The sequence below is a fragment of the Corynebacterium jamesii genome, assembly GCF_046097395.1.
Classification (GTDB): Bacteria; Actinomycetota; Actinomycetes; order Mycobacteriales; family Mycobacteriaceae; genus Corynebacterium.
Genome location: NZ_CP175789.1, coordinates 423,133 through 445,290 on the forward strand (window position 1 = coordinate 423,133; position 22,158 = coordinate 445,290).

The 22,158-nt window shown below is 63.4% G+C and carries 17 protein-coding genes and 1 pseudogene; 17 read left to right on the forward strand and 1 reads right to left on the reverse strand.

Annotation, left to right across the window (positions count from 1 at the left end; translation table 11 throughout):
* Nucleotides 1-5: 5 nt before the first annotated feature.
* Both ACKFRT_RS01940 and ACKFRT_RS01945 read left to right on the forward strand, forming a co-directional pair.
* On the forward strand, nucleotides 6-1,004 hold the full coding sequence (locus ACKFRT_RS01940; RefSeq protein WP_408925558.1) for a thiamine-phosphate kinase: 999 nt from the start codon (nucleotides 6-8) through the stop codon (nucleotides 1,002-1,004).
* 9 nt (nucleotides 1,005-1,013) lie between these two features.
* On the forward strand, nucleotides 1,014-1,712 hold the full coding sequence (locus ACKFRT_RS01945) for a uracil-DNA glycosylase (RefSeq protein WP_408925559.1): 699 nt from the start codon (nucleotides 1,014-1,016) through the stop codon (nucleotides 1,710-1,712).
* Here ACKFRT_RS01945 and ACKFRT_RS01950 read toward each other — a convergent pair.
* Complete coding sequence (locus ACKFRT_RS01950) at nucleotides 1,709-2,176, reverse strand: MarR family winged helix-turn-helix transcriptional regulator (protein WP_408925560.1); 468 nt, start codon at nucleotides 2,174-2,176, stop codon at nucleotides 1,709-1,711. The genes ACKFRT_RS01945 and ACKFRT_RS01950 overlap by 4 nt on opposite strands.
* 13 nt (nucleotides 2,177-2,189) lie before the next feature.
* On the opposite strand from ACKFRT_RS01950, the gene ACKFRT_RS01955 reads away from it, so the two are divergent.
* From ACKFRT_RS01955 to ACKFRT_RS02025, 15 genes and pseudogenes are all read left to right on the forward strand, one after another.
* Nucleotides 2,190-2,690, forward strand: a complete 501-nt coding sequence (locus ACKFRT_RS01955; RefSeq protein WP_408925561.1) for a VOC family protein — start codon at nucleotides 2,190-2,192, stop codon at nucleotides 2,688-2,690.
* Nucleotides 2,691-2,814: 124 nt separating this feature from the next.
* The gene (locus ACKFRT_RS01960) at nucleotides 2,815-4,350 is read left to right on the forward strand and encodes a DAK2 domain-containing protein (protein WP_408925562.1); all 1,536 of its coding nucleotides are present in this window, start codon (nucleotides 2,815-2,817) and stop codon (nucleotides 4,348-4,350) included.
* 3 nt (nucleotides 4,351-4,353) lie between these two features.
* Nucleotides 4,354-6,519 carry an ATP-dependent DNA helicase RecG gene (locus ACKFRT_RS01965; RefSeq protein WP_408925563.1) on the forward strand — a complete coding sequence of 722 codons (2,166 nt, stop codon included), beginning with the start codon at nucleotides 4,354-4,356 and terminating at the stop codon, nucleotides 6,517-6,519.
* A gap of 26 nt (nucleotides 6,520-6,545) precedes the next feature.
* A complete protein-coding gene (locus tag ACKFRT_RS01970; protein WP_293789967.1) occupies nucleotides 6,546-6,779 on the forward strand; it encodes an acetyl-CoA carboxylase biotin carboxyl carrier protein subunit in 234 nt (77 codons plus the stop codon).
* A 19-nt stretch (nucleotides 6,780-6,798) separates the two neighbouring features.
* Nucleotides 6,799-7,368 carry an RsmD family RNA methyltransferase gene (locus ACKFRT_RS01975; protein ID WP_293789969.1) on the forward strand — a complete coding sequence of 190 codons (570 nt, stop codon included), beginning with the start codon at nucleotides 6,799-6,801 and terminating at the stop codon, nucleotides 7,366-7,368.
* 10 nt (nucleotides 7,369-7,378) lie between these two features.
* Nucleotides 7,379-7,864: a pantetheine-phosphate adenylyltransferase gene (gene coaD, locus ACKFRT_RS01980; RefSeq protein ID WP_293789971.1), complete on the forward strand. Its 486-nt coding sequence runs from the start codon at nucleotides 7,379-7,381 to the stop codon at nucleotides 7,862-7,864.
* A 59-nt stretch (nucleotides 7,865-7,923) separates the two neighbouring features.
* Nucleotides 7,924-8,658: a DivIVA domain-containing protein gene (locus ACKFRT_RS01985; RefSeq protein ID WP_408925564.1), complete on the forward strand. Its 735-nt coding sequence runs from the start codon at nucleotides 7,924-7,926 to the stop codon at nucleotides 8,656-8,658.
* Between the two features lie 18 nt (nucleotides 8,659-8,676).
* Nucleotides 8,677-9,216, forward strand: a complete 540-nt coding sequence (locus ACKFRT_RS01990; RefSeq protein ID WP_293789975.1) for a DUF177 domain-containing protein — start codon at nucleotides 8,677-8,679, stop codon at nucleotides 9,214-9,216.
* 40 nt (nucleotides 9,217-9,256) lie between these two features.
* A complete protein-coding gene (rnc, locus tag ACKFRT_RS01995) occupies nucleotides 9,257-9,991 on the forward strand; it encodes a ribonuclease III (protein WP_408925565.1) in 735 nt (244 codons plus the stop codon).
* A complete protein-coding gene (gene mutM, locus ACKFRT_RS02000) occupies nucleotides 9,984-10,847 on the forward strand; it encodes a bifunctional DNA-formamidopyrimidine glycosylase/DNA-(apurinic or apyrimidinic site) lyase (RefSeq protein ID WP_408925566.1) in 864 nt (287 codons plus the stop codon). The genes rnc and mutM overlap by 8 nt, the downstream gene beginning before the upstream one ends.
* Before the next feature lie 99 nt (nucleotides 10,848-10,946).
* Nucleotides 10,947-12,422, forward strand: coding sequence for an alanine/glycine:cation symporter family protein (locus tag ACKFRT_RS02005; RefSeq protein WP_408925567.1), 1,476 nt, complete (start codon nucleotides 10,947-10,949; stop codon nucleotides 12,420-12,422).
* Between the two features lie 20 nt (nucleotides 12,423-12,442).
* Complete coding sequence (smc, locus tag ACKFRT_RS02010; RefSeq protein WP_408925568.1) at nucleotides 12,443-15,931, forward strand: chromosome segregation protein SMC; 3,489 nt, start codon at nucleotides 12,443-12,445, stop codon at nucleotides 15,929-15,931.
* Nucleotides 15,932-15,952: 21 nt separating this feature from the next.
* Complete coding sequence (locus tag ACKFRT_RS02015; RefSeq protein WP_408925569.1) at nucleotides 15,953-19,588, forward strand: hypothetical protein; 3,636 nt, start codon at nucleotides 15,953-15,955, stop codon at nucleotides 19,586-19,588.
* A 44-nt stretch (nucleotides 19,589-19,632) separates the two neighbouring features.
* Entirely contained in the window at nucleotides 19,633-21,168 is a 1,536-nt protein-coding gene (gene ftsY, locus ACKFRT_RS02020) for a signal recognition particle-docking protein FtsY (RefSeq protein ID WP_049050439.1), read from the forward strand.
* A 257-nt stretch (nucleotides 21,169-21,425) separates the two neighbouring features.
* Nucleotides 21,426-22,046 (forward strand): annotated as a pseudogene (locus ACKFRT_RS02025) (ammonium transporter); the annotation flags it as partial.
* Nucleotides 22,047-22,158: the final 112 nt, after the last annotated feature.

Below are 22,158 nucleotides of genomic sequence, written 5' to 3' on the forward strand. Positions count from 1 at the left end.
TTCGCATGCGTACTCAACTCACTGTCGCCGAGGCAGGCGAGGCCGCTACCATCGCGGCGATCCGCAACGCCGCGCCGAGTTCTCTTAATGGCGATGACGCCGCAGTGTTGGAGCCAACAGGCACCAATTCACGACACGTGTGCTCGACGGACATCCTCGTTCAGGGGCGGCACTTCACCTTCGACTACTCGACTCCGTGGGAGGTCGGGGTGAAAGCTGTGACACAGAACTTCGCGGACATTCAGGCGATGGGAGCACGCCCCACCGCGATCCTAATGGCGATCGCCACGCCAGGGGATTTGCCGCTGCAGACGGTGGCGGATATCGCGCGCGGCATCGACGAGGGGGCTTCGCCGTGGGCCGCGGAACTTGTCGGTGGAGACGTTGTGACCAGCAAGGATTTGGTGATCTCCATCACCGCCTTGGGTGAGATTTCCGGGCCTGCCGCGGCTCTGACTTTGGACGGCGCGGGCGTGGGGCAGCGGATTATCGCCAGTGGGCCAATCGGCTACAGCGCGGCGGGCCTGGCGATCCTGCGCCACTACGGCTCGCGCAAGGCGATCCCGGCAAACGATCCGATCCTCAACGAACTGGCAGATTGGCACTGTGCTCCGCGTCTGGAGCCAGGCCGCGGATCCGTCGCCCGCGCTACGGGTGCGAGCGCCATGACGGATAATTCCGATGGCTTGATCGTGGACCTGTGTGCCATCGCGGAGCGCTCCGGGGTGTGCCTGGACCTGGACGGGGCGGCGCTGGTACCCGATGAGAAGCTGCGGCATGCAGCTCAGATGACTGGCAAGAATCCTCTGGAGTGGATTTACACCGGCGGTGAGGACCATACTCTCCTTGGAACTACGGACGCCCGCATGCCCAGTGGCTACCGCCGCATCGGGACTGTTCGCAGCCTCTCGGATGAGGTTGGGGAGGACTCGCCTGGCGGGGTGGACTACGTGCTGGTCGACGGCGGCCGCCCGCCGTTTTCATCTGGCTGGCAGTCGGTGTAAGGAGCAGGCATGAATTCCGTACGAGAACAAGCGCACCAGCTGATCGAGCGCATCCACCCGGCGTGGTACCTGCCGGGGCTGCAGTCGGTGCTGGAGGGTGCGCTGGCTGAGGGGCAGCTGGTGGCCCAGCAGGTGCAGGCGGGACAACGAGCGCAGGTCCTGCCCGCGCCCGAAAAAATTTTGCGGGCTTTCGAGTCCGACCCTACCCAGGTGAAAGTGCTGATCGTTGGGCAGGATCCGTACCCCACGCCCGGACATTCCGTGGGGCTGGCGTTCTCTGCGGAGCTGCCCGCGGGCGAGCCACTGCCGAAGTCGCTGAAGAATATCTACACCGAGTACACAGACGACCTCGGCCTGCCAGCCCCCTCCAACGGGGATCTTTCCCCGTGGGCCGACCGTGGGGTGCTGCTGCTTAACCGCGTGCTCACTGTGCAGGCGGGCAATGCCGGTAGCCACCGCGGTCGCGGCTGGGAGGCCATCACCGAGGCCGCTGTCCGCCAGGTTGCCGCCAACCCGCACTTCGCCGCCATCCTGTGGGGCAAGCAGGCCCAGCAGCTCGCTCCGCTGATCGGCGCGGAGCGCTGCGTGATGTCCCCGCATCCCTCGCCGCTGTCCGCCTATCGAGGCTTCTTTGGTTCGCGTCCCTTCAGCAGGGCAAATGCGATCCTCCAGGCTTCCGGCGGCGCGCCCGTCGACTGGCGGCTCTAGCGACGATGGCCGGGTCCGTTCGCTTCTTTGTCGGATTGTGCGGCCTCGAGTTTTCCGAGGAGTTCTTCCAAGTTGGTCAACTCTCTATGGGTGAGTCCCTGGAAAAATGAGTCACGTCCTTGACGTAGGGCAGGCTGAACATCGTCCCACCACTGCTGGCCAGCGGGTGTCAAACAGAGGAGTCGTGATCTCGCATCGGCGGGGTTTGATCGAGCTTGAACCCACCCCACCGCCGTGAGCTTTTTGATTGTGGCGCCGATGTTTCGCGGGTCAACGGCTGTAACCATTGCTACGTCGTTTTGCGTTCGTTCGCCTTCCGCGATCGCCGCCATGGCTGTGAACTGCGCGGTGGTAATTCCCTGCTCTGTGAGGAGAGCTGCCCATGCTCTCTCGGCGCGGCGTCCAAGTGTGGCCAACAGGAAACTAGCGCCTTGGCGGTACTTGACTTTGCTCGAATTATTCATATTTTATGTATACATGACTTCGTTGAAAATCCCGACTGGACACAACACAGTAAATCCCTTCGCTATCGTCCCCGACTCCGTGAGCTTCATTCACTTCGTGGAAACAGTTTTCGATGGTCGAGAAGCAGCCCATGTTCGCACGCCGGATCGAGATGGTTCGATCATCCATGCGGAAGTTATGGTTGGAGATGCCACCATCATGCTGTGTGATCGAAAGCAGAATTGGCCGTTCACGCCAGCCCTCCTGCAGATCTACGTTCCTGACGCCCAGGCGTGCCTCGATAGGGCTGTAAAGGAAGGAGGCCGCGTCGTCACTCCAATTAGCGATTTCTACGGTGGCTATCGTCTCGCAAGACTTCTTGATCCGTGGCAAAACCTGTGGTGGCTCTACGAGCCGACGGCTCAACCGCTGAGCCAGGACGAGCGCGACAGTGACACTGAGTGGCACGATAACAAGCCGAGTACCGTCTACAGCACTCTCATGGAGACTATGTGCTCTCTGGGTGAACGTTAAGCAGGTCAACACAGCCTGGATTCGCGATGGATACGGCAGATCTACATCACTGGCACGGAAGTATCAACGCGCCACGATTCCGCAAACCGCCCTGCTGTCCGGCTGTTTCGCTAGGGTAGTGGGAGTGAAATCTAGGAAGGCAGAGGCGCAACCGGTGGCAGAAGCACAGCCGGTGAATCAGGCACCCGCCCAGCTCGACGCGCAGGTTGTCGCCCAGTGGGCGCGGCATTCCGCCAGCCAGTTGCGCGAGAACTGCCAGGCCATCAACGCCCTCAACGTCTTCCCGATCCCGGATTCCGATACCGGCTCGAACATGGCGCACACCATGGCCACCGCTGTCGCCGCAGTGGATGCCTTGGAAGGCGCCCCAAGCACCTCCGAGGTCACCATCGCTCTGGCTACCGGCGCGGTTCGCGGCGCGCGCGGCAACTCTGGCCTGGTGCTTAGCCAGATGCTCCGGGCATTGGCAGAAAATGCCTCCCAGGGGCCGATTGATGGCCTCGCAGTGGCCGATACGCTCTCGCAGTCCGTGGGGTTCGTCCGCACCGCAATTTCCACGCCCGTCGAGGGCACCGTCATCAGCGTGCTCGCGGCCGCCGCAGCCGCCGCCCACGACGGTGATCCCCAACTTGTCGGTGTCGCCACCCGCGCCCTGAGCGCCGCAGAGGAAGCCCTCGCAGAAACTCCCAACCAACTCGCCGTTCTGGCCGAGGCTGGGGTTGTTGACGCAGGTGGCCAAGGCCTTGTGGTGATCCTGCAGGCCCTTGTCGATGTACTTGACGGTGCCGGTTCTACTAGTGACGCCCTCACGCCTGACCACGCCCGAACCCAGCAAGAGGTCGAGGTGATGTTCTTCTTCGAGGGGAACCTGGATGCCCTGCGGGAACTCCTGGAGGCCTACGGCAACTCCGTCATCGTTGGCCCTTTGAGTCCGGAAGCCGGCACTGCGCACGTGCACACTGACCAGGCCGGGGAAGTGATTGAGAAGGCCTTTGGGCTGGGCGCCGTCACCGAGCTGCGCATCGAGGTGCTCCCCACAGCAGGGGAACCTGCCGCTTCGGGAACACAGAGCACACCAGCCCAGGCTCCCCGCCAGCACTCGACGGATAACCGCGCGCCATCCATCGTGGCTCTCACGCCCACCGGTGGGGTTGCACAGTTGTTTGAAGCTGCAGGTGCGGTGGCTGTGGCGTCACCAAACAGCACAACCTTGAAAGACGCGATGGGTCAGCTAGGCAACGGCCCGGTGGCAGTGCTGACCAACGGGCAGGACGTCGCGGCGCTGCAGGGCCTCGACGGCACGCGGGAAATCGACATTATAGACACGAAATCGCTGGTCGGCGGGTTGGCGGCGCTGGCGGTCAACGACCCTACCGTGGATTGGGATGACAACGTCGAAGAGATGATCGATGCGGTCGACGCGCAGCGCTACGCCAATTGTCCGCCCGAGAGCATGATTGAGACCCTGAGCGACATGCTGGCCGATGGCGGTGAACTAGTCACCCTGCTGTGGAGCCGCCCTGCCACCGACCAAGAAACCATCGACCACCTGAAAGCCACCTTCGCGGAGCTCTACCCGGACGTGCAGATCGACGATCACCGCATCGAGCTGCTGGGAAGCGACAGCGACCCGCGCCTGGTGCAGATCGGGGTGGAATAGCCCATGCTGGGGTGGCAGGATTCGCGTCCGCTTTCCGTGGCGATCACCAACGACCGCGCCAAACGGCTGGCGGATAAGCCGGGCATCAAAACCATCGCCGATGCAGTGCTGAACTTCCCCGTCACCTACGCGCGGCTCGGCTCTCCGCAGGGGCTGGACGAGCTGCGTGTGGGAGAGAAGTACACCTGTGCCGGAGAGATCCTCAGCGTGGGGGAGAAAGACAACCACTCCGGGCGTGGACCCAGAAAATTTTTGACGTTCACCTTCACCGACGGCGTGCGGAGCTTCCGCTCCGCGCTGTTCGGGAACGTGGCCTACCACCGGAAGCGAATCAAGCGGGGTTCGATGCTGCTCCTGCACGGCAAGCTCTCCGAGTTCAATGGCCAGTGGGAGCTGAAGAACCCCAGCTATGTCTCCATCCTCCCTGCGATGGATGCCGAATTCGGCATGTTTGGGCCGCTGAAGACCATCGTGGATGTCATGGGTTCCGAAACCGCTGCACAGGAGCTCTTGGCCAAGCCGTGGATGCCGGGCTACAAGCGTCGCCCCGGTACGTCCACCGCAGAGATGTTGGGGGTGATGGATCACGTGCTGCGGGTGATGGACGAACCCGGCGAATTCCTGCCGCTGCCACGCCGTAACCCCGGCGCGCCTGCCTGGCCCGTCGACGGAAAGGGGCGCCCGCTGATTAGCTTCGCGGATGCGCTCCGGCAGATTCACCAACCCAGTGAGGCCGGCCCCGCACCTGCCCGGAGAAGGTTGAAGTTCAACGAGGCGCTGGAACTGCAGCTGGTCATGGCTCTACGGCGCAATGACGCCACCAAGCGCACCGGCATGGCGCTCGCGCCGGGCGAGAACGTGAAAAAGCTGATTGCAGGGCTGCCATTTGACCTCAGTGCGGGACAGAAAATGGCGCTGGAGGATATCGGCTCCCGCCTTGGCGGAACCACCCCGGCAAACCTGCTACTGCACGGAGAGGTCGGTTCCGGCAAAACAATGGTGGCGCTGATCAGCATGCTGTGGGCGGTGGATTCCGGCTATCAGTGCGCCTTCGTTGCCCCGACGGAAATTCTGGCCGTGCAGCATGCCCGCAACCTGGTGAAGATGCTGGAGAACACCGATGTGCGAGTATCCGTGTTGGTTGGCTCCCAGAAGCAGGCCGATAAACAACGCACTTTGCTGGACCTGGTTTCGGGGCAAACGGACATTGTGGTCGGTACCCATGCGGTGATTCAGGACTCCGTGGAGTTTTATCGGCTTGGCATGGTCGTGGTGGATGAGCAACATCGCTTCGGCGTGCAGCAGCGCAACAAACTGCGGGAATCAGCGCCGGTGGATGCGACTCCACACATGATGGTGATGACCGCGACTCCGATTCCGCGGTCGGTGGGTATGACGATGTTCGGCGACCTGACTCCCATTACCTTGGTGGGCAAACCCGGCGGTCGGGGTGATATTGAAACCGTGGTGGTGCCTGCTGACAAAGCACGCTGGGTGCGTCGCGCCTGGGAGCGCATGGGGGAGGAGATCCAAGCCGGAGGACAGGCCTATGTAGTGGCACCCCGAATCGATGGTCCCACTGGCGTGGAAAAGTGGTGCGAGCGCATCGCTACGCAAGAGCTGCCTGGCTGCAGCGTGGCAATGCTGCACGGCAAAATGGACGCGGCCGACAAGGACGAGGTCATGCAGGACTTCGCTGCCGGGAAGATCGACGTTCTGGTTGCTACCACAGTCATTGAAGTCGGCGTGGACGTGCCCAATGCCTCCATGATGATGATTCTGGAGGCCGAGAACTTCGGCTTCTCCCAACTCCACCAGCTACGCGGGCGAATCGGCCGTGGACGGCGGGATTCGCTGTGCTTGCTGCACACCACCGCCGCACCGGATAGTCCTTCCTTCCATCGCCTGCAGGTGGTGGCCGACAGTAATGATGGATTCCGCCTTGCCGAAGAGGACCTCAAGATGCGCACCGAGGGGGATATCCTCGGCCAGGATCAGTCGGGACGCTCGGCGCGGAGGGCGCGTCTGCTAGACCTCAGCACCGACGGCGAGGTGATTGAGTCGGCCCGCGACTACGCCGAAGCGCTGGTGGCTTACGACGAACAATTAGCGCGCTCCTTGGTGGTGGACATCGAGATCGACGATCAGGACTTCATCGAAAGGAACTAGTCACCCCAATTGCTAGACTCTGGGGCATGGAAATCTGTGCCCCATTTGCGGGAGTCGTGCACTTCCTCGTCGCCGACGGTGATGCCGTCGCCACGGGTGATGTTTTGTGCACGGTGGAATCGCTAAAGCTGGAAGCGCCCGTCCTCGCGCCGGGGCCTGGCGTGGTGCGCAGAAGCAACTCGCAGGACTATGTGGATGTGCACGGCGGGGACGTCCTGTTAAGGGTTGAAGCGCCAGAAGACACAGCAGTAAGCAAATAGGCAGGTTGAACGCAAAGCAATGACACGCATCATCTCTGGAACGGCTCGCGGACGCAGCATCAAGGTTCCTCCGGCGGGCACGCGCCCCACCTCCGACCGCGCCCGCGAAGGCCTGTTTTCCTCCCTGCAGGTTCGCTTCGGCTTTGTTGATGAAGTAGTGCTGGATCTTTTCGCCGGTTCCGGTGCCCTGGGTTTGGAGGCTGCCAGCCGTGGAGCCAAGGAGGTCACGCTGGTGGATAGTAGCGCCGCGGCGATCAAGGTGATCAAGGACAATGCGCACGTCGTACCTGAGGCGAAGCTGCAGGTAGTGGAGGCGAAGGCGTCATCCTTCCTAGCCGCAGCACCGCGCAATCACTACACCATGGTGCTGGCCGACCCGCCCTACGAGCTCGCCGATGAGGCCGTCGCCGAGATGGTGGAAGCTCTCATTCCGGTTCTTACGAAGGACGCCGTGGTGGTGGTCGAACGCAATAGTGCCTCACCGGAGACCGCGTGGCCGGAGGGCTTTGAGCCGACGGGGCAGAAGTTGAAGAAGCGTACCTATGGCATCGCCCGCTTCGACATGGCGATTTGGCGGGGCGAGGGTTAGGTTAGGTGCCATGCGAGTAGTTTGCCCTGGATCTTTCGACCCCATCACGCTGGGCCACCTGGATATCTTCACCCGTGCTGCGGCCAACTGGGAAGAGGTCGTTGTTCTGGTGACATATAACCCGAACAAGAACGGCCTGTTTACCGCTGAAGAGCGTATCGAGCTGATCGAAAAATCGATCGCCGCTATCCCGAACGGCCCGCAGAACATCACTGTGGATACCTGGGACAAACTGCTGGTGGATTACCTAAAGGAAAACAATATTCAGGCGATGGTCAAGGGGCTGCGCAGCTCCCTGGATTACGAGTACGAGCTGCCGATGGCGCAGATGAACCAGCGCCTTTCTGGGGCGGAGACGTACTTTCTGCTGACCTCCCCGGAGTATGGGTATGTTTCGTCCACCTTGTGCAAGGAAGTGGCGAAGTACGGCGGTGATGTTTCCGGTCTGCTGCCCGAGCCGGTGGTTTCTGCGGTGGAGGAGAAGTTCCGCGGCTAACGCACGCAAAGCCGTGTCTAAACCTGTACTTGAGGTCAAGTGATGGCACAGTGGAGGCCATGTACAAGACATTCCAGGGTATGGATGACCTACAGCAAATGGTGGAGCAGGCCTATGGCGTGCCCATGACCTCTAACTGCATGGTTCCGCGCCGCGAGGTGCTGGACATTCTCGACGAAATGCGCAACGCAATCCCCATCGAAATGGATGATGCGCAGGACGTCCTCGACCACCGCGATGACATCATCGCCGACGCCCGCGACCAAGCCGATGCGACTATCGCCGACGCCAACTCCGAAGCTAATGCCATCGTCCAGGACTCCCAGGATCAGGCTGATCAGATTCTCAACGACGCCCAGACGCGCGCTACCAACACCGTCGCGCAGGCTGAGGATCAGGCAGACCGCCTTGTCAGCGATGCCCGTCGCGAGTATGACCAGGTAACCAGCCGTGCCGCCGACGAGGCCGAGCGCCTGGTCAGCGAAGGTAACGCCAGCTACCAACGCTCCGTCGACGAAGGCCTGGCCGAGCAGCGTCGCTTGGTTTCCGAGTCGGAAGTCGTGCGCAATGCACAGGCCGAAGCCAAGCGCATCATTGAATCCGCCCACGCGGACTCCGACCGCCTGCGCACCGAATGCGACCGCTACGTCGATTCCACCCTGGCAGACTTCGAGGAGACCCTCACCACCACACTGCGCACCGTCAATCGTGACCGCTCCGCCTTGCGCAAGGGCGCCGGCGCCTCCGGTTATCAGAACGAGGGCGACCCCCACGGTTACCGTCAACAGCTTTAGACGGGTAGAAATAGGGGTATGAGTAACCCCTTCGTTCTTGCAGTCGGCGACATCCCAACTGGACTCAGCGAGCCGGTCGACGCCCAGGGGGCGTCACCAGTACCGTGGGGCGGCAACATGCTGGGCGTAGCCGAGGGCGCGCCCGTCGAAGTTCATGGAACCCTGGCGAACTTGGGCGAGGCGATTATGGCCACCTTGCAGGTAAGCGGTGAAGCTACGGGCACGTGCTCCCGTTGCCTGCAGAAGCTTTCCACCACCCTGGAATATTCCATCAGCGATGTGTTCGGCCTGACCCCGGACTTCATCACCACTGACGACAGCTCCGATGATGAGGACGACGTCGACGAGCCGCTGCTAGTGCACGACAATGCCATCGATATCTCTCAGCTGGTGATCGACGAAGCTGGCTTAAATGCACCCTTTAGCCCTGTGTGCACGGACTTTGGCACCGAATGCCGCGAGGATACCCCGGCACCGGATGGCATCAGCGAGGAAGCTGAGGAAGAGGACCGTCCGGACCCGCGCTGGGCCGGGCTGGAAAAATTCAAGAACCTCTAAAACATCGGGTAAAGCATCGAGAAAGGCAATCTAAAACCACATGGCTCGTAAACGCCGACTAACCGGCGAAGCCGCCCTCAACGCCGCCTATGGCAAGTCCGACCACACCCCGCTGCTTGCAGCCTGGGGTGTAGATCTTCCGGATGACCTTTTGTGCCTGGCGCTGACGCACCGTTCCTTCGCCAATGAAAACGGTAACCTGCCCAACAATGAGCGCCTGGAATTCTTGGGCGATGCCGTGCTGGGCCTGGCCGTTGCGGAGCAGCTGTACCGCCAGTTCCCCGATCGCTCGGAATCCGACATCTCCAAGATGCGCTCCGGAGTGGTCAACATGTACGCCTTGGCCGGTGTAGCCCGCCGCCTGGGAATGGGTGAGTACATCCTGCTCGGACGCGGCGAAATGCTGACCGGAGGAAAGGACAAGCACTCCATTTTGGCGGACTCCGTAGAGTCCATGCTCGGCGCGATTTATCTGCACCACGGTTTTGAGACTGCTCGGGCCACAGTGCTGCGCCTGTTCTCCGAAATGATTACCGAGGCTCCCACCACTGGCCTAAACATGGACTGGAAGACCGTGCTGCTGGAGAAGCTCTCTGAACTGAAGCTGCCGCTGCCCACCTACGAGGTACGCGGCGAGGGGCCGGAGCACGATAAGACGTTCTACGCCACCGTCACCATTGGAGACCTGGTCACCCACGGCGAGGGGCACACCAAGAAGGTTGCCGAGCACGCTGCCGCCAAGCAGGCCGTACAGAAGCTCAACGAGCGTGCCTGAGCTACCCGAGGTAGAGGTCGTCCGCCGCGGCCTCGAAACGCACCTGGTCGGCCGTCGCTTCACCGACGTTGAGGTCTGTCACCCGCGCGCCGTTCGCTCCGGCGATCCATCGGAGCTTGTTTCTTTTCTTCGTGACGCCACCTGTACCGCCGTTCAACGCCGCGGAAAATTTTTGTGGATAGATTTTGGCCAAGATCTCCTCGTACAAGTGCACCTGGGTATGAGCGGCCAGATGCTTGTGGCCGAACCCGGCCAGGTGCAGTCTCCACATGTGCGCATTCGGGCCGGACTTTCTGACGGCCGCGAGCTATGTTTCGTGGACCAGCGAACCTTCGGCGAGTGGCGGCTGGAAAAGGCCGTGCCAGACTCGTGGGCAGAGGAGACCGAGGGGGCGTCAAAAAAATTTTTACCCCGCAATGTTCAGCACATTGCCGCAGATCCTTTGGAACCTGCGTTCGATGCCACGCTGGCAGTGGAACGGATGAAGGCCAAACGCGCGGCTATTAAGACGGTGTTGCTTAACCAAGAGGTCATCTCGGGAGTCGGCAATATCTACGCGGACGAGGCGCTCTTTCTGGCTGGAGTGCGGCCCCGACGCAGTGCCGCGCTGCTTAGCCGACCGACACTGCACCGCGTTCTCAATGCAGCAGCAGAAGTGATGGAACGTGCCCTTCAACAGGGTGGAACCAGCTTCGACTCGTTGTATGTGAACGTCAACGGTGCGTCCGGCTACTTCTCGCGCTCGCTGAACGTGTACGGGCGCGGAGGCGAAGCCTGCAAGAGGTGCGGGGAGCCGATCAAGCGGGTTGTTGTCGGTGGGCGTTCCACACACTATTGTGCGGCATGTCAGACCTAGGGGACTGACATAACTTAGAACTTCCTGAACTGCGGTGATGGGTGAAAAAATAGGCGCGTGCATTTATTTTTGGCACTCGTTTCAGGTAAATTTCTCGCCATGGAAACAATTGAAAATTTCGTGGCGAATACGCTCAACGAAAATGTGTGGAAGATCATCCCCGTCTTCCTCCTCGCAGCCGGCGCGTACTTCGGCATCCGCACTCTGGTAGTGCAAATCCGCATGGTTCCGGACATGTTCCGCTCAGTCAAGGAACCTGCGGTGGGCAAGAGTGGAGAGAACATCTCTGCTTTCCAGGCATTCAGTATCTCTGCGGCGTCTCGCGTGGGTACAGGCAATGTGGTGGGTGTGGCCATCGCGATTACCCTCGGCGGACCGGGTGCAGTGTTCTGGATGTGGATAGTCGCCCTGGTCGGCGGCGCAACCGCTTTTGTTGAGGCCACTTTGGCTCAGCTGTGGAAGTCCCGCGACAAGGAGGGGTATGTCGGTGGCCCGGCGTACTACATGACGAAGGGACTGGGAGCGAAGCCGCTGGCGCTGATCTTCGGCATCGCCATCACCATCACCTACGGCTTTGTGTACAACGCGGTGCAGACCAACTCCATCGCAGAGGCCGCGGGCTCCTCGCTGCACTCCCTGAACCCCAATATTGCGCCCGATGCCACTTGGCTGAAGCTCGCTACGGGCCTGCTGGTGGCCGCTCTGACCGCGCTGGTGATCTTCGGTGGTGTGAAGCGTATCGCCAACGCCACCCAGGTGATCGTTCCGCTGATGGCGACCGCTTACATTCTGCTGGGTGTGGTGGTGCTGTCCATGAATATCACTGAGGTTCCGGGCATGTTCGGAACGATCGTCGAGCACGCGTTGGGCATTAAGGAGATCGCTGGTGCCACCCTGGGCGCGGCCTTCATGAACGGCATGCGTCGTGGCCTGTTTTCCAACGAGGCTGGTCAGGGTTCCGCCCCGAATGCAGCCGCCACCGCAGCGGTATCGCACCCGGTCAAGCAAGGCCTGGTGCAGACCCTGGGCGTATATTTCGACACTCTGGTGGTTTGTACCATCACGGCCTTCATCATTCTGCTGTCCAACCCGGCCTATGGCGAGGGCGTGCAGACGGCCAACTTGACCCAGAGTGCACTGTCCGCCGAGGTAGGCGAGTGGGGTACCCACTTCATCACGATCATTCTGTTCTTCCTGGCGTTTTCATCTGTGCTGGGCAACTACTACCTTGCCCAGGCCAACGTGGAGTACTTCACCAAGTCCAAGGCGAAGCTGAATACCTTCCGTGTACTTGTTGTCCTCTGTGTCTTCGGCGGTGCCATCGGCACGGTGCCGCTGGTCTGGTCCCTGGCCGACACCTTCGCAGCCACGATGGTTCTGATCAACCTCTGCGCAATCGTTCCGCTGGGTGGTGTGGCCATCAAGCTGCTGCGGGACTTCTCCCAGCAGAAGGCCGCGGGCATGGATCCGATCTTCCACCGCGACAGCCTGCCGGAGCTTAAGAACGTCGAGTGCTGGGATGGCACGGACCCGGAGTGCCAGCGCGCCGAGGCTCATAACGGAGCAACCGCCTAGCGCTCTGATAGCATCAAGCAATGCACTTAAAGTCGTTGACGCTCAAAGGATTCAAGTCCTTCGCGTCCGCGACGACCCTGAAACTAGAGCCAGGCATTTGCGCTGTGGTGGGGCCAAATGGCTCCGGAAAATCCAATGTCGTGGATGCCTTGGCATGGGTCATGGGGGAGCAGGGGGCGAAGACCCTGCGCGGCGGGAAAATGGAAGACGTCATCTTCGCCGGAACGGGGGACCGCAAGCCACTGGGGCGCGCGGAAGTCACACTGACCATCGACAACTCTGATGGCAAACTACCCATCGAGTACTCCGAGGTTTCCATCACCCGTCGCATGTTCCGCGACGGGGCCTCGGAGTACGAGATCAACGGAGCTAAAGCCCGTTTGATGGACATCCAGGAGCTACTCAGCGATTCCGGCATCGGCCGCGAAATGCACGTGATCGTCGGACAAGGCCGACTATCGCAGATCCTGGAATCCCGCCCCGAAGAACGCCGTGCCTTCATCGAGGAGGCCGCGGGTGTGCTGAAGCATCGGCGTCGAAAAGAAAAGGCGCAGCGCAAGCTCGTTAACATGCAGGCCAACCTCGACCGCCTGCACGACCTGACCGATGAGCTGCGCAAACAGCTCGGGCCACTCGCGCGGCAGGCAGAAGCTGCGCAGAAGGCGTCTGCGGTACAGGCCACCATCCGCAGTACACGCGTGCAGCTGGCCGCGCACAACGTCAAGCAGCTATCAGAGGAGCTCAACGATTCCACGCGCCGCAGTGAGCTACTGGCCGAACAGCGCGCCGAACTGCAGGCGGAGCTGGAGGAACACAGCGAGACTCTGGCCGTCACCGAGGAAGAACTACGCACGGCCCTGGAGGAAGCCGAGGCGGCGAAAAACCTCTGGTACCGGCTGTCCGCGGTGCAGGAGAAGAACTCCGCCACCCTGCGTATCGCCACCGACCGTGCGGATCAGGCTCAGGTCGCCGAATGGTCGGGCCCCGACCCGCAAGAGCTGCTGGAACGCGCCGAGCGCGCCGCCGAGGAGCAGGCCGAGCTGGAAGAGAACGTGGAGATCGCGGCCGAAAAGCTGGAAACCATCGCCGAACAGGTCGCCGAGGCAGAGGAAGCCGCCCGCGCCGCCGAACAGGAACACTTCGCCCAGGTGCGCGCCATCGCTGACCGGCGCGAGGGCGTGGTGCGTCTGCTGGCCCAGCACGAGGCCGCCGCCACCCAGCGCGACAACGCCGCCGCGGAGGTCGAGCGCCTGCAAGAAAATGCTGCCGAGCAGCAGGAAACCCTCGACGGCCTGATGGAGGACATCACCGAGGCGGAGGAAGCCCTGCGCGAGACCGAGGCCTCCGGCGGCGACCTGGAGGAAACCCGCACCCAGGCCGACCGCGAAGCCGCCGGTGCGGAGGAGCGCGCCGAGCAATTACGCGCGGAGCAGCTGCAGCTGGAGCGCGACATCGCCACCGCCGAAGCCACCATTGCCGCCTGGCAGGACCGCCTGACACCCACCGACGGCGCTGCAGTGGTTGTCCGCGCCGCCGACAAGGAGGGCATCGCCACCCGCCGCCTGGCCGAGCAGCTGCACATTCACGACGGATGGGGTGCCGCCGCGGCCGCCGTTTTGGGCGATGCGGCGAGCTCGGGAATTGTTGCCCCTCTTTCTGACGCCCTCATCTCCGCCCTCACCGATGCCCGCGAAGGCCGCGCGGTGCTGCTGGCCCCGGGAGCCCCGGAGGGGGATACGAGCGCGACGTTCCGCCTGGATACGGACGTCTCCGCAGGCAAGTGGCTACTGGATCTGATGGACGTACCCGCAGACCTGCTGCGCCCCCTGACTGCCTTGCTGGTGGACGTGGTGGCCGTGGGCAGTGCCGCGGAAGCCCGGAAGGTCGTGGCCGCGGACCCGCGCCTGCGCGCGGTGACGAAGGCAGGCTCCGTCTACGGCGCCGGGTGGGTCGCCAGCGGCTCCGGCGGGACAACCCCTGTCGAGTTGGCGGATAAAATTGCGGCGGAGACAGAGGGCGTCACAAAGAAAAAGAAGGAACTAGGCGACCTGCAGGCCGCACTATCCGGTGCGCTTGACGCGGCCAGCGACCTGCGTACCGCCGCGGCTGCGGCGCGGGCGGCGGAACAGGAGCATCGGGCACTGCGTGATGCGGCGGCCAAGCGCCTGAGCGCACTGCAGAAGCAGGGCGAGGCCGCACAGCGCCAGCTGGAGCGCAGCACCGCAGAACAACAATCCGCCGAACAGCGCCTGGCGAAGGCCACCGAGGAACTCGACGAGCTCGCCGACCGCGTGGCGCGCGTGGACGATGAGGAGCACACGACCGAGCCTTCCTCGGCCGAGCGAGATGCCGCCGCTCTGCACCTTTCGCAGGTCAAGGCCATGGAGATGGAGGCCCGCCTGGCACAGCGCACCGCTGAGGAGCGCGCGCAATCCACCCGCGGACGGGCAGAGAACCTGCGCCGACAGGCCCGCGCAGAGGAGGCCGCGCGCAAGCACCACCAACAGCAACAAGCCCGCCGAGCAGCCGCCCGCGAGATGGCCACCTGCGTGCGCGAACAGGCCCAGCGCATCGCCGAACGCATCGCCGACGCGCTGGCTACCGCCGAAGCCAACCGCTCGCACACCGAGCAGGCGCACAAGCAGTGGCAGTCCACGATGGCACAGCAGCGCGATAAGGTCTCCGCCCTGACTGCGCACCTGGGGCGCATGAACGACAACGCGCACTCCGCCGAGCTGGCGCGCACCCAGGCGCAGGTCAAGATCGAGCAGGCCGTGGCTGGGGCGATGGAGCAGCTAGGGCTCACCGCTGAGCAGCTGCTGGCCGAGGAACTGCCGGAGGACTTCGACGCGGCCGCCACCAAGGCCGAACTGAAGAAGGCCGAGAAGGCGCTGAACTCCCTGGGCAAGGTGAACCCGCTGGCGCTGGAGGAGTTCAAGGCGCTGGAGGAGCGTTACAACTTCCTGGCCCAGCAGCTGGACGACGTCGAGCGTGCCCGCAACGATCTGCACGAGGTGATCGCGGATGTGGATGCCACGATCCTGCAGCTATTCACCGAGGCCTGGCAGGATGTCGAGGTTGCCTTCCCGCAGGTCTTCAGCACCCTGTTCCCGGGTGGCGCGGGCCGGCTGGTGCTCACCGACCCGGATGACATGCTGACCACCGGCATTGAAGTCGAGGCCCGCCCGCCGGGCAAGAAGGTCAAGCGCCTATCGCTGCTATCCGGTGGCGAGAAGTCCCTGACCGCGTTGGCGATGCTGGTGGCTATCTTCAAGGCCCGCCCGAGCCCGTTCTACGTGATGGACGAGGTCGAGGCCGCGCTGGATGACGTGAACCTGCGGCGCCTGCTCGCCCTGTTCGAGGAGCTGCGGAAGGATTCCCAGCTGATCGTTATTACCCACCAGAAGCCCACCATGGATGTAGCGAATGTGCTGTATGGTGTGACGATGCGCGGCGACGGCGTGACCAGGGTGATTTCGCAGAGGATGGCTCCCGAGAACAGCGCCTGACCGGTGACGTAGGATAGTCGCGTGAGTTCCAGCGAGAAGATCCCAGCCAGCGCAGCACCAACCACCAGCCCGATCTCCGACATGCAGGATTCGCTCCTGCCGTGGGCCTCGTCCACCGAGGCGGCACTGGCCGGAAAGCTGGCCGACGTGGAACTTTTCGTAGAGCTAGACATCGACGGCGACGAACTGGAGCGCACCAGCCGCTTCTTCGGCACCTTCATCGCCCGCCAAGTCGCCGCCGGTTCCACAGAGGAGGCCCTGCTGCAGGCCTGCCCCGCGCTGACGATCGCTACGTTGCTCTCCCGCGCCGCGCGGTTTAACGAGGTCTCGGAACTGCCAGCCGAGTACTGGTACGGCCTTGGTCTGGAACCGACGCCCACACGTACCCAGCTGATCGAGGGGCGCTTTGGGGAACTACTTTCCGCCGCTGGGCTGGATCCCATGGATGCGGTATCTGGCGGGCCGGACGGGGAGCTCGGGCGCCTGTTTGCCCACGTGGGGATCGCCTCGGACTGGGTGCCGGAGCTGATCGAGCTGGTGGATAACCGCCGGGCGGACAGTGAAGCCAGTGAGGACAGTGGGGAGGGAGCCGAGGCTGCCCATATCGCGCGGGCAGTCGTGGCCGAGCTAGCCGATGAACCGCGCCAGGTCGGCCCGCTGTGTGCCACTCTGCCGGAGGCGGCGGTAAAGTTGATCGCCCCGATCGTGGAGATCGTCTCCCATGCCGCCGCGCACCCGGACTCCTGGGAGTACACGCTTCCCGCCGTGGAGCTGCCCGCACTCATCCTGGAGGATGTGATTGAAGAGCTGCGGGAAAGGCCGGTGGGCACGCAGGATCGGCGTCACAGCGTAGGCGTGGCACACCGCGAAGACCAGCCGCGCCTGCAGCTAGACACGCTGCGCCAGCGCGTGGTTCTGCGCCTGCCCTCGCAGCCCCTGGAGAGCGAGGGGAAGGTGCACACCGAGGTGCGTTGGCGCCTGGATTTCGACGGCGAACCCGCGGCCTTCCGCACCATGCACGCGGACAACGCAGGTCGGCCCGTGACCGAGATCCTGGACATTCCTGTGCGCCAGCCGCTGCGCAAGGTCAGCGTGCGCAACGCCAACGACGGCCAGCACTGGCAGCTGCCGCTGGTGGATACCGAGGATCCGGTGCTGGTTTTCACTATCCGCGGCACGGACCTAACCGACCGAGTTTCCCTGCACCACGAGCAGGTGTACGTGGTGGTTCCCGCCGAGACTTCCGCCGTGGATCCGGTGACCGGGGGGGACATCCCGGTGCTGGACGAACAGCCGATGAAGAGCTGGAACGGCTGGGTCATCCGCCTGCTGGACCTCAGCGAATCTTTGAGCCTGCACATCGCCAAGCCGGGTGAGCGCAGCCCGTCCATGGCCGGAGTGCGTGCCGTAGATCCGCGTCAGCGCGCCCAGTTCGTGGAGCCCGATGACGTGGTGGGCGGCGTGGAGACCACCTCGGGCAAGGTGATCCATTCCCAGAGCCTGCAGGTGGAATTCCCGCCGACGATTTCCGGCGCGGACGAGATCTGGTACCTGTCCGTCTCCGCCTATGCTGGCCCCGGGGAGACCGGCGAGGCCGTCTCCGACGAGGAACCGCTAGAGGTGCCCGCCGAGGGCGGCGTGTTCGATGTCTTCGACCCCGAGGCGTGGGATAGCCCGTGGGTGGGCGAGTACCTGGTGCGCCTACGCGGCCCCCGCAACGAATCCTTCCGCCACGAATACGCACTGGTAGAGGGACTATCCCTGGAGATGGAATTCGGCGGGCCCAGCACCCAAACGCGCCTGCCGATGGCTGGGGGCCTAAGCCCCGTGACGGTGCGCCTGCTGCCGGGGGAGAAGCCCTTCGAGAAGATCCCGCCGCAAAAGCTCGGGCCCACCGACCGCTTCAGCACCACCGTCGTGCAGACCGACGCGGGCGACGCACTGCCCATCATCGTCAAGCCCTCCCGCCTGCGCTACCAGCTGACGATGCAGGGGGAGGACCCGATGTGGCGCACCGACCCCATCGAAGTCTCCGCCCGTTCCATCGACACGCAGACCCGCTTCCGCGTACGCCCCGGCTTCCGCCCCGGCATGGGCTCCAAGGCGGAGAACCTGGCGCTGATGGACGACGCCCGCGTGGTGATCCGCAACCACCACGGCTCGCCCGTGCGCACCCTCAAACTGGAAACGATAGACGAGGTCACCTGGTTCGTGGACCTCGCCAGCGCCGCCGGGTCCCTGGCCACACTGACCTCCGGAGCAATCGAGCTGGAGTTCGTGGAGGACCGCCGCGTAAGCGTACGCCTGGCCCGCATCGTGCCCGGGTTCGACTACACAGCCTCCGTCGACGGGGACGCCCTGTTCATCCACGGCGGGGGCGAATCCGAAGAGACGCCGGTACAGTTCGGCGCGCCGGGCGCCGGCGCGTGGGTCTGGCCCATCACCGCGCCCTGGCAGGCCGCATACTTCGTGGAGCTGCAAGCTACGCCCAGTGCTGCAGGCACCCTAGATCAGGGCACTCTAGCCCAGGGCACACTGCCCGCCGAGCTCGTGGGCGCTGGCCCCTTGAGCGTGCAGCTGTTCGGCCGCGACCGCTTCAACTACCTGCGGGCTCCCGTCGCCGCCGGCCAACACGCCGCCGTCGCACAGGCCGAGGGCTACTTCGGGGCCAATAAGGAAGACGCCGACACCGACCCGTGGGTGCAGCTGGCCGCCTTCCTGGCAGGCGAATCCGAAGAGCTCCCCAGCGATACCGCCACGCTTTCCACCCTCTGGGACGTACAGGCCGGCTGGCTGCGCGGACGCTTCGACGTGCTGGACAACCTGCGCACCGCGCTGACGAACAACCCGCGGGAATCCGTCCACGCCATGTCGCAGTCCCTGGTTCCCGCCGCCGACCGCCCCGCGCAGTTCATCCTCTCCGGCCTGGTGCACTCCACCCTGGTAGGGGAAGAATCCGAACGCTCGAATACCCCGTGGATCGCAGCACTCGAGATCCTGGGGGACATGTCGCTGGTTGACCCCGAAGGGGCGTCAGAAGAAAAGGAACAAGACAAGCGTCTGCGACAGGAGCTCAAGAAGATCGCCGGGCAGCCCGCCGTGCAGACGGTCGATACTGGCCGCGACGTATCCCTGGATACCGCGTGCATTGACAGCACCACCGTGCAGATCGCGCACATGGACCCCGCACAGCAGAAGGCCGTGCTGGACATGTTCTTCGGCAAGGCCGGGGTGGTGCCGGGCGCGCTGAGCGAGGAGAACAGTCGCCTCATCGCCGTGTTCGAGACCTTTAACAAGCGCGCCGAACTCTCCGAACTGCTGGGCGACCCGGAGCTGATGAAAACCGCCGTCACGCTGCTGCGCAAGGTGAAGGCCGCCAACCGGCAGCTGTACCTGTCTGCACGCGTGCGTTTCGACCGCCTGGAAGGCGTGGATACCGACACTCCGGAAAACCGCTGGGCGCTGGCGCCCGTGATCTCCATGGTGTTCGCCTTGGCCACCCGCATGTACGCACATAAGAAGATGTCCAGCCTGGGCAAACTGCTCAGCGCCTACCCGGGATGGGCGGCCATGGCGCGGCTGGTGCCGGACCTCGTGACCGGAGACATCGTCATGGCAGATGCCATGGTCCGCGGCGTGTTCGGGCCGACTGTCTGACGGTGAGTCGGCATTAGCTACGAAGTTCTGATTCACTGGAAGCTATGAATAGTGTTTTGATGTGGGTCCTCATTGGACTTTTGGTTCTCGTCATTGTCGTGGCGATTCTCGTTGTTCTGGGGCTGCGCCGGAACAAGGCGAAGCAGGTTTCCTTCGAGAAGAAGGAGGAGATCGAGCAGAAGAAGCCCAGCAGTGGCGATTACAAGGCTCAGGGCGGGTTTAACTTCACCGCCGGTGGTGGCGCCGGAGCTGGTGCCGCCACTGCCGAAAAGCAGCCAGAACTGCGCCCTGACCAGGAGCTGAAGAAGCCGAAGGGAACCCCGAAGGCAACCCCAGAGGCAACCCCGGAGCCAGAAGCGACCCCCGAGCCTAAGGCGACCCCGGAACCGGAGCCGACCCCGGAACCAGAGGCTGCCCCCGAGCCGGAAGCAACCCCCGAGCCCGAGCCAACTCCCGAACCAGAGGCTCCGAAGGCCGCCCCGGCCCCGGCGCCCACGCCCAAGCCAGAGCCGGTGGAGGAGCCGGAACCTGTCGCTGAGCCCGAGCCTGAACCGGAGGTTGAGCCGGAACCCGAACCCGAGCCGACGCCCGAGCCGGAAGTTGAGCCCGAGCCGGAACCCGAACCAGAACCAGCTCCCGCGGAACAGCGCGAGGAGATCGCGCCCGTCCAGGGCCGCCTTGGCAAGCTGCGCGGCCGCATGTCCAAGTCCCAGAATGTCATCGGCCGTGGCGTGCTCGGCATCCTCAGCGCCGGCGACCTCGACGAGGACGCATGGGAGGAGATCGAAGACACCCTCCTCATGGCCGACCTGGGTACCCCAACCACGATGAAGGTCGTCGACGACCTGCGCGAGCGCATCGCCATCAATGGCGTTTCCAGCGAGGAGGAAGCCCGCGGCATGCTCCGCGAGGCGCTGATCGACGCCTGCAAGCCGGACATGGACCGCTCCATCAAGGCCATGCCCTACGAGGGCAAGCCAGCCGTGATCATGGTGGTGGGCGTCAACGGAACCGGCAAGACCACCACCACCGGCAAGCTCTCCCGCGTGCTCATCGGCATGGGCCACAAGGTTCTGCTCGGCGCGGCGGATACGTTCCGTGCGGCTGCGGCTGACCAGCTGGAGACGTGGGGGCGTCGAGTGGGGGCAGAAACGGTACGCGGCGCAGAGGGCGCAGACCCAGCCTCCGTTGCTTTCGACGCAGTGGCTAAGGGCATCGACTCCGGCGTGGACGTCGTCCTGGTCGATACCGCCGGCCGCCTGCACACCAGTGTGGGCCTGATGGACCAGCTGGGCAAGGTCAAGCGCGTGGTGGAGAAGAAGGCGAAGGTCGACGAGGTGCTGCTGGTGCTGGACGCGACCGTGGGCCAGAACGGCCTCATGCAGGCGCGCACGTTCCGCGAGGTCGTGGACATTTCCGGCGTGGTGCTCACCAAGCTCGACGGCACCGCAAAGGGCGGCATCGTCTTCCAGGTGCAGGAAGAACTCGGCGTGCCGGTGAAGATGGTGGGCCTCGGCGAGGGCGCGGACGACCTGGCCCCGTTCGAGGTCGAAAGCTTCGTCGATGCACTGCTGGGGTAGAAAATAAGCCCCTTCGGACAGCAAAAATTAAAAAATTTACGTAAATAGCCCCGTATGCGTGCAGCGTACGGGGTTATTCGCGTTGTCCGGCTAAAAAGTCGGTGATCTGCGTCTCAGAAAATTTCTTCTTTCCTGAATGCGAGTTTTCAGCATTTTATTCTTTGCAGCACAAGTGCTGAGGCTCACAGATATGGATGTGAAAAATGACCCCAGATCAACTTGTACTGACCTCCGGAAATTCGGCTTGGATGCTCATCAGCGCGTCGCTGGTTCTGGCTCTGATCGTTGGTAAGCGCGCGGGCTTCCCCTCCAAGGTGGGCCGCCCGCACAACCTGCCGATGGTGATGCTCGGTGCCGCACTGCTGTGGTTCGGTTGGTACGGCTTCAACGGCGGCTCCGCCTTCGCTGCCGACGGCATGGCTGGTCTGGCCTGGATCAACACCACGGTCGCTGCCGCGGCCGCGATGCTCGGCTGGATGCTCTGTGAAACTATTCGCGACCGCGCCGCTACCTCCCTGGGCATCGCCTCTGGCGCCGTGGCAGGTCTGGTGACGATCACCCCGGCGGCTGGAACGTTGACGCCCCTAACTTCCATCGTCATTGGATTCATAGGTGGCGTCATCGCCTGCATGGCAATCGGTCTCAAGTACCGTTTCGGCTACGATGACTCCCTTGATGTCGTGGGTGTGCACCTGGCTGCAGGGCTGTGGGGCACGGTGGGCCTGGCGCTGCTGTCGAAGGACAACGGTGTGTTTACCGGCGCCGAGTTCGCGGCGGACTTTGTGCCGAAGGTAAAGCTAGAGATCGTGGCGGCAGACGCCTCGGTGGATAGCATCGTCGACGCGATTGTCGGCGCCGCCTGCACAGGAAAGATTGGCGATGGCAAGATCTGGATCACTCCGGTGGACGAGGTGATCCGCGTGCGCACCGGCGAGCGCGGAGAGGATGCGCTATAAAACGGCGCTGTAAAACACCGTAAAACACCGGTGA

Excerpts from the sequence above, each read along its gene's own strand:
- ACKFRT_RS02005 (WP_408925567.1), top strand. The coding sequence starts at position 10,947 with ATGGAAACAATTGAAAATTTCGTGGCGAATACGCTCAACGAAAATGTG.
- ACKFRT_RS01945 (WP_408925559.1), top strand. The coding sequence starts at position 1,014 with ATGAATTCCGTACGAGAACAAGCGCACCAGCTGATCGAGCGCATCCAC.
- ACKFRT_RS01985 (WP_408925564.1), top strand. The coding sequence starts at position 7,924 with ATGTACAAGACATTCCAGGGTATGGATGACCTACAGCAAATGGTGGAG.
- ACKFRT_RS01950 (WP_408925560.1), bottom strand. The coding sequence starts at position 2,176 with ATGAATAATTCGAGCAAAGTCAAGTACCGCCAAGGCGCTAGTTTCCTG.
- ACKFRT_RS01970 (WP_293789967.1), top strand. The coding sequence starts at position 6,546 with ATGGAAATCTGTGCCCCATTTGCGGGAGTCGTGCACTTCCTCGTCGCC.
- ACKFRT_RS01965 (WP_408925563.1), top strand. The coding sequence starts at position 4,354 with ATGCTGGGGTGGCAGGATTCGCGTCCGCTTTCCGTGGCGATCACCAAC.
- coaD (WP_293789971.1), top strand. The coding sequence starts at position 7,379 with ATGCGAGTAGTTTGCCCTGGATCTTTCGACCCCATCACGCTGGGCCAC.
- ACKFRT_RS01975 (WP_293789969.1), top strand. The coding sequence starts at position 6,799 with ATGACACGCATCATCTCTGGAACGGCTCGCGGACGCAGCATCAAGGTT.
- ftsY (WP_049050439.1), top strand. The coding sequence starts at position 19,633 with ATGAATAGTGTTTTGATGTGGGTCCTCATTGGACTTTTGGTTCTCGTC.
- smc (WP_408925568.1), top strand. The coding sequence starts at position 12,443 with ATGCACTTAAAGTCGTTGACGCTCAAAGGATTCAAGTCCTTCGCGTCC.
- rnc (WP_408925565.1), top strand. The coding sequence starts at position 9,257 with ATGGCTCGTAAACGCCGACTAACCGGCGAAGCCGCCCTCAACGCCGCC.
- ACKFRT_RS01990 (WP_293789975.1), top strand. The coding sequence starts at position 8,677 with ATGAGTAACCCCTTCGTTCTTGCAGTCGGCGACATCCCAACTGGACTC.
- ACKFRT_RS01955 (WP_408925561.1), top strand. The coding sequence starts at position 2,190 with ATGACTTCGTTGAAAATCCCGACTGGACACAACACAGTAAATCCCTTC.
- ACKFRT_RS01940 (WP_408925558.1), top strand. The coding sequence starts at position 6 with ATGCGTACTCAACTCACTGTCGCCGAGGCAGGCGAGGCCGCTACCATC.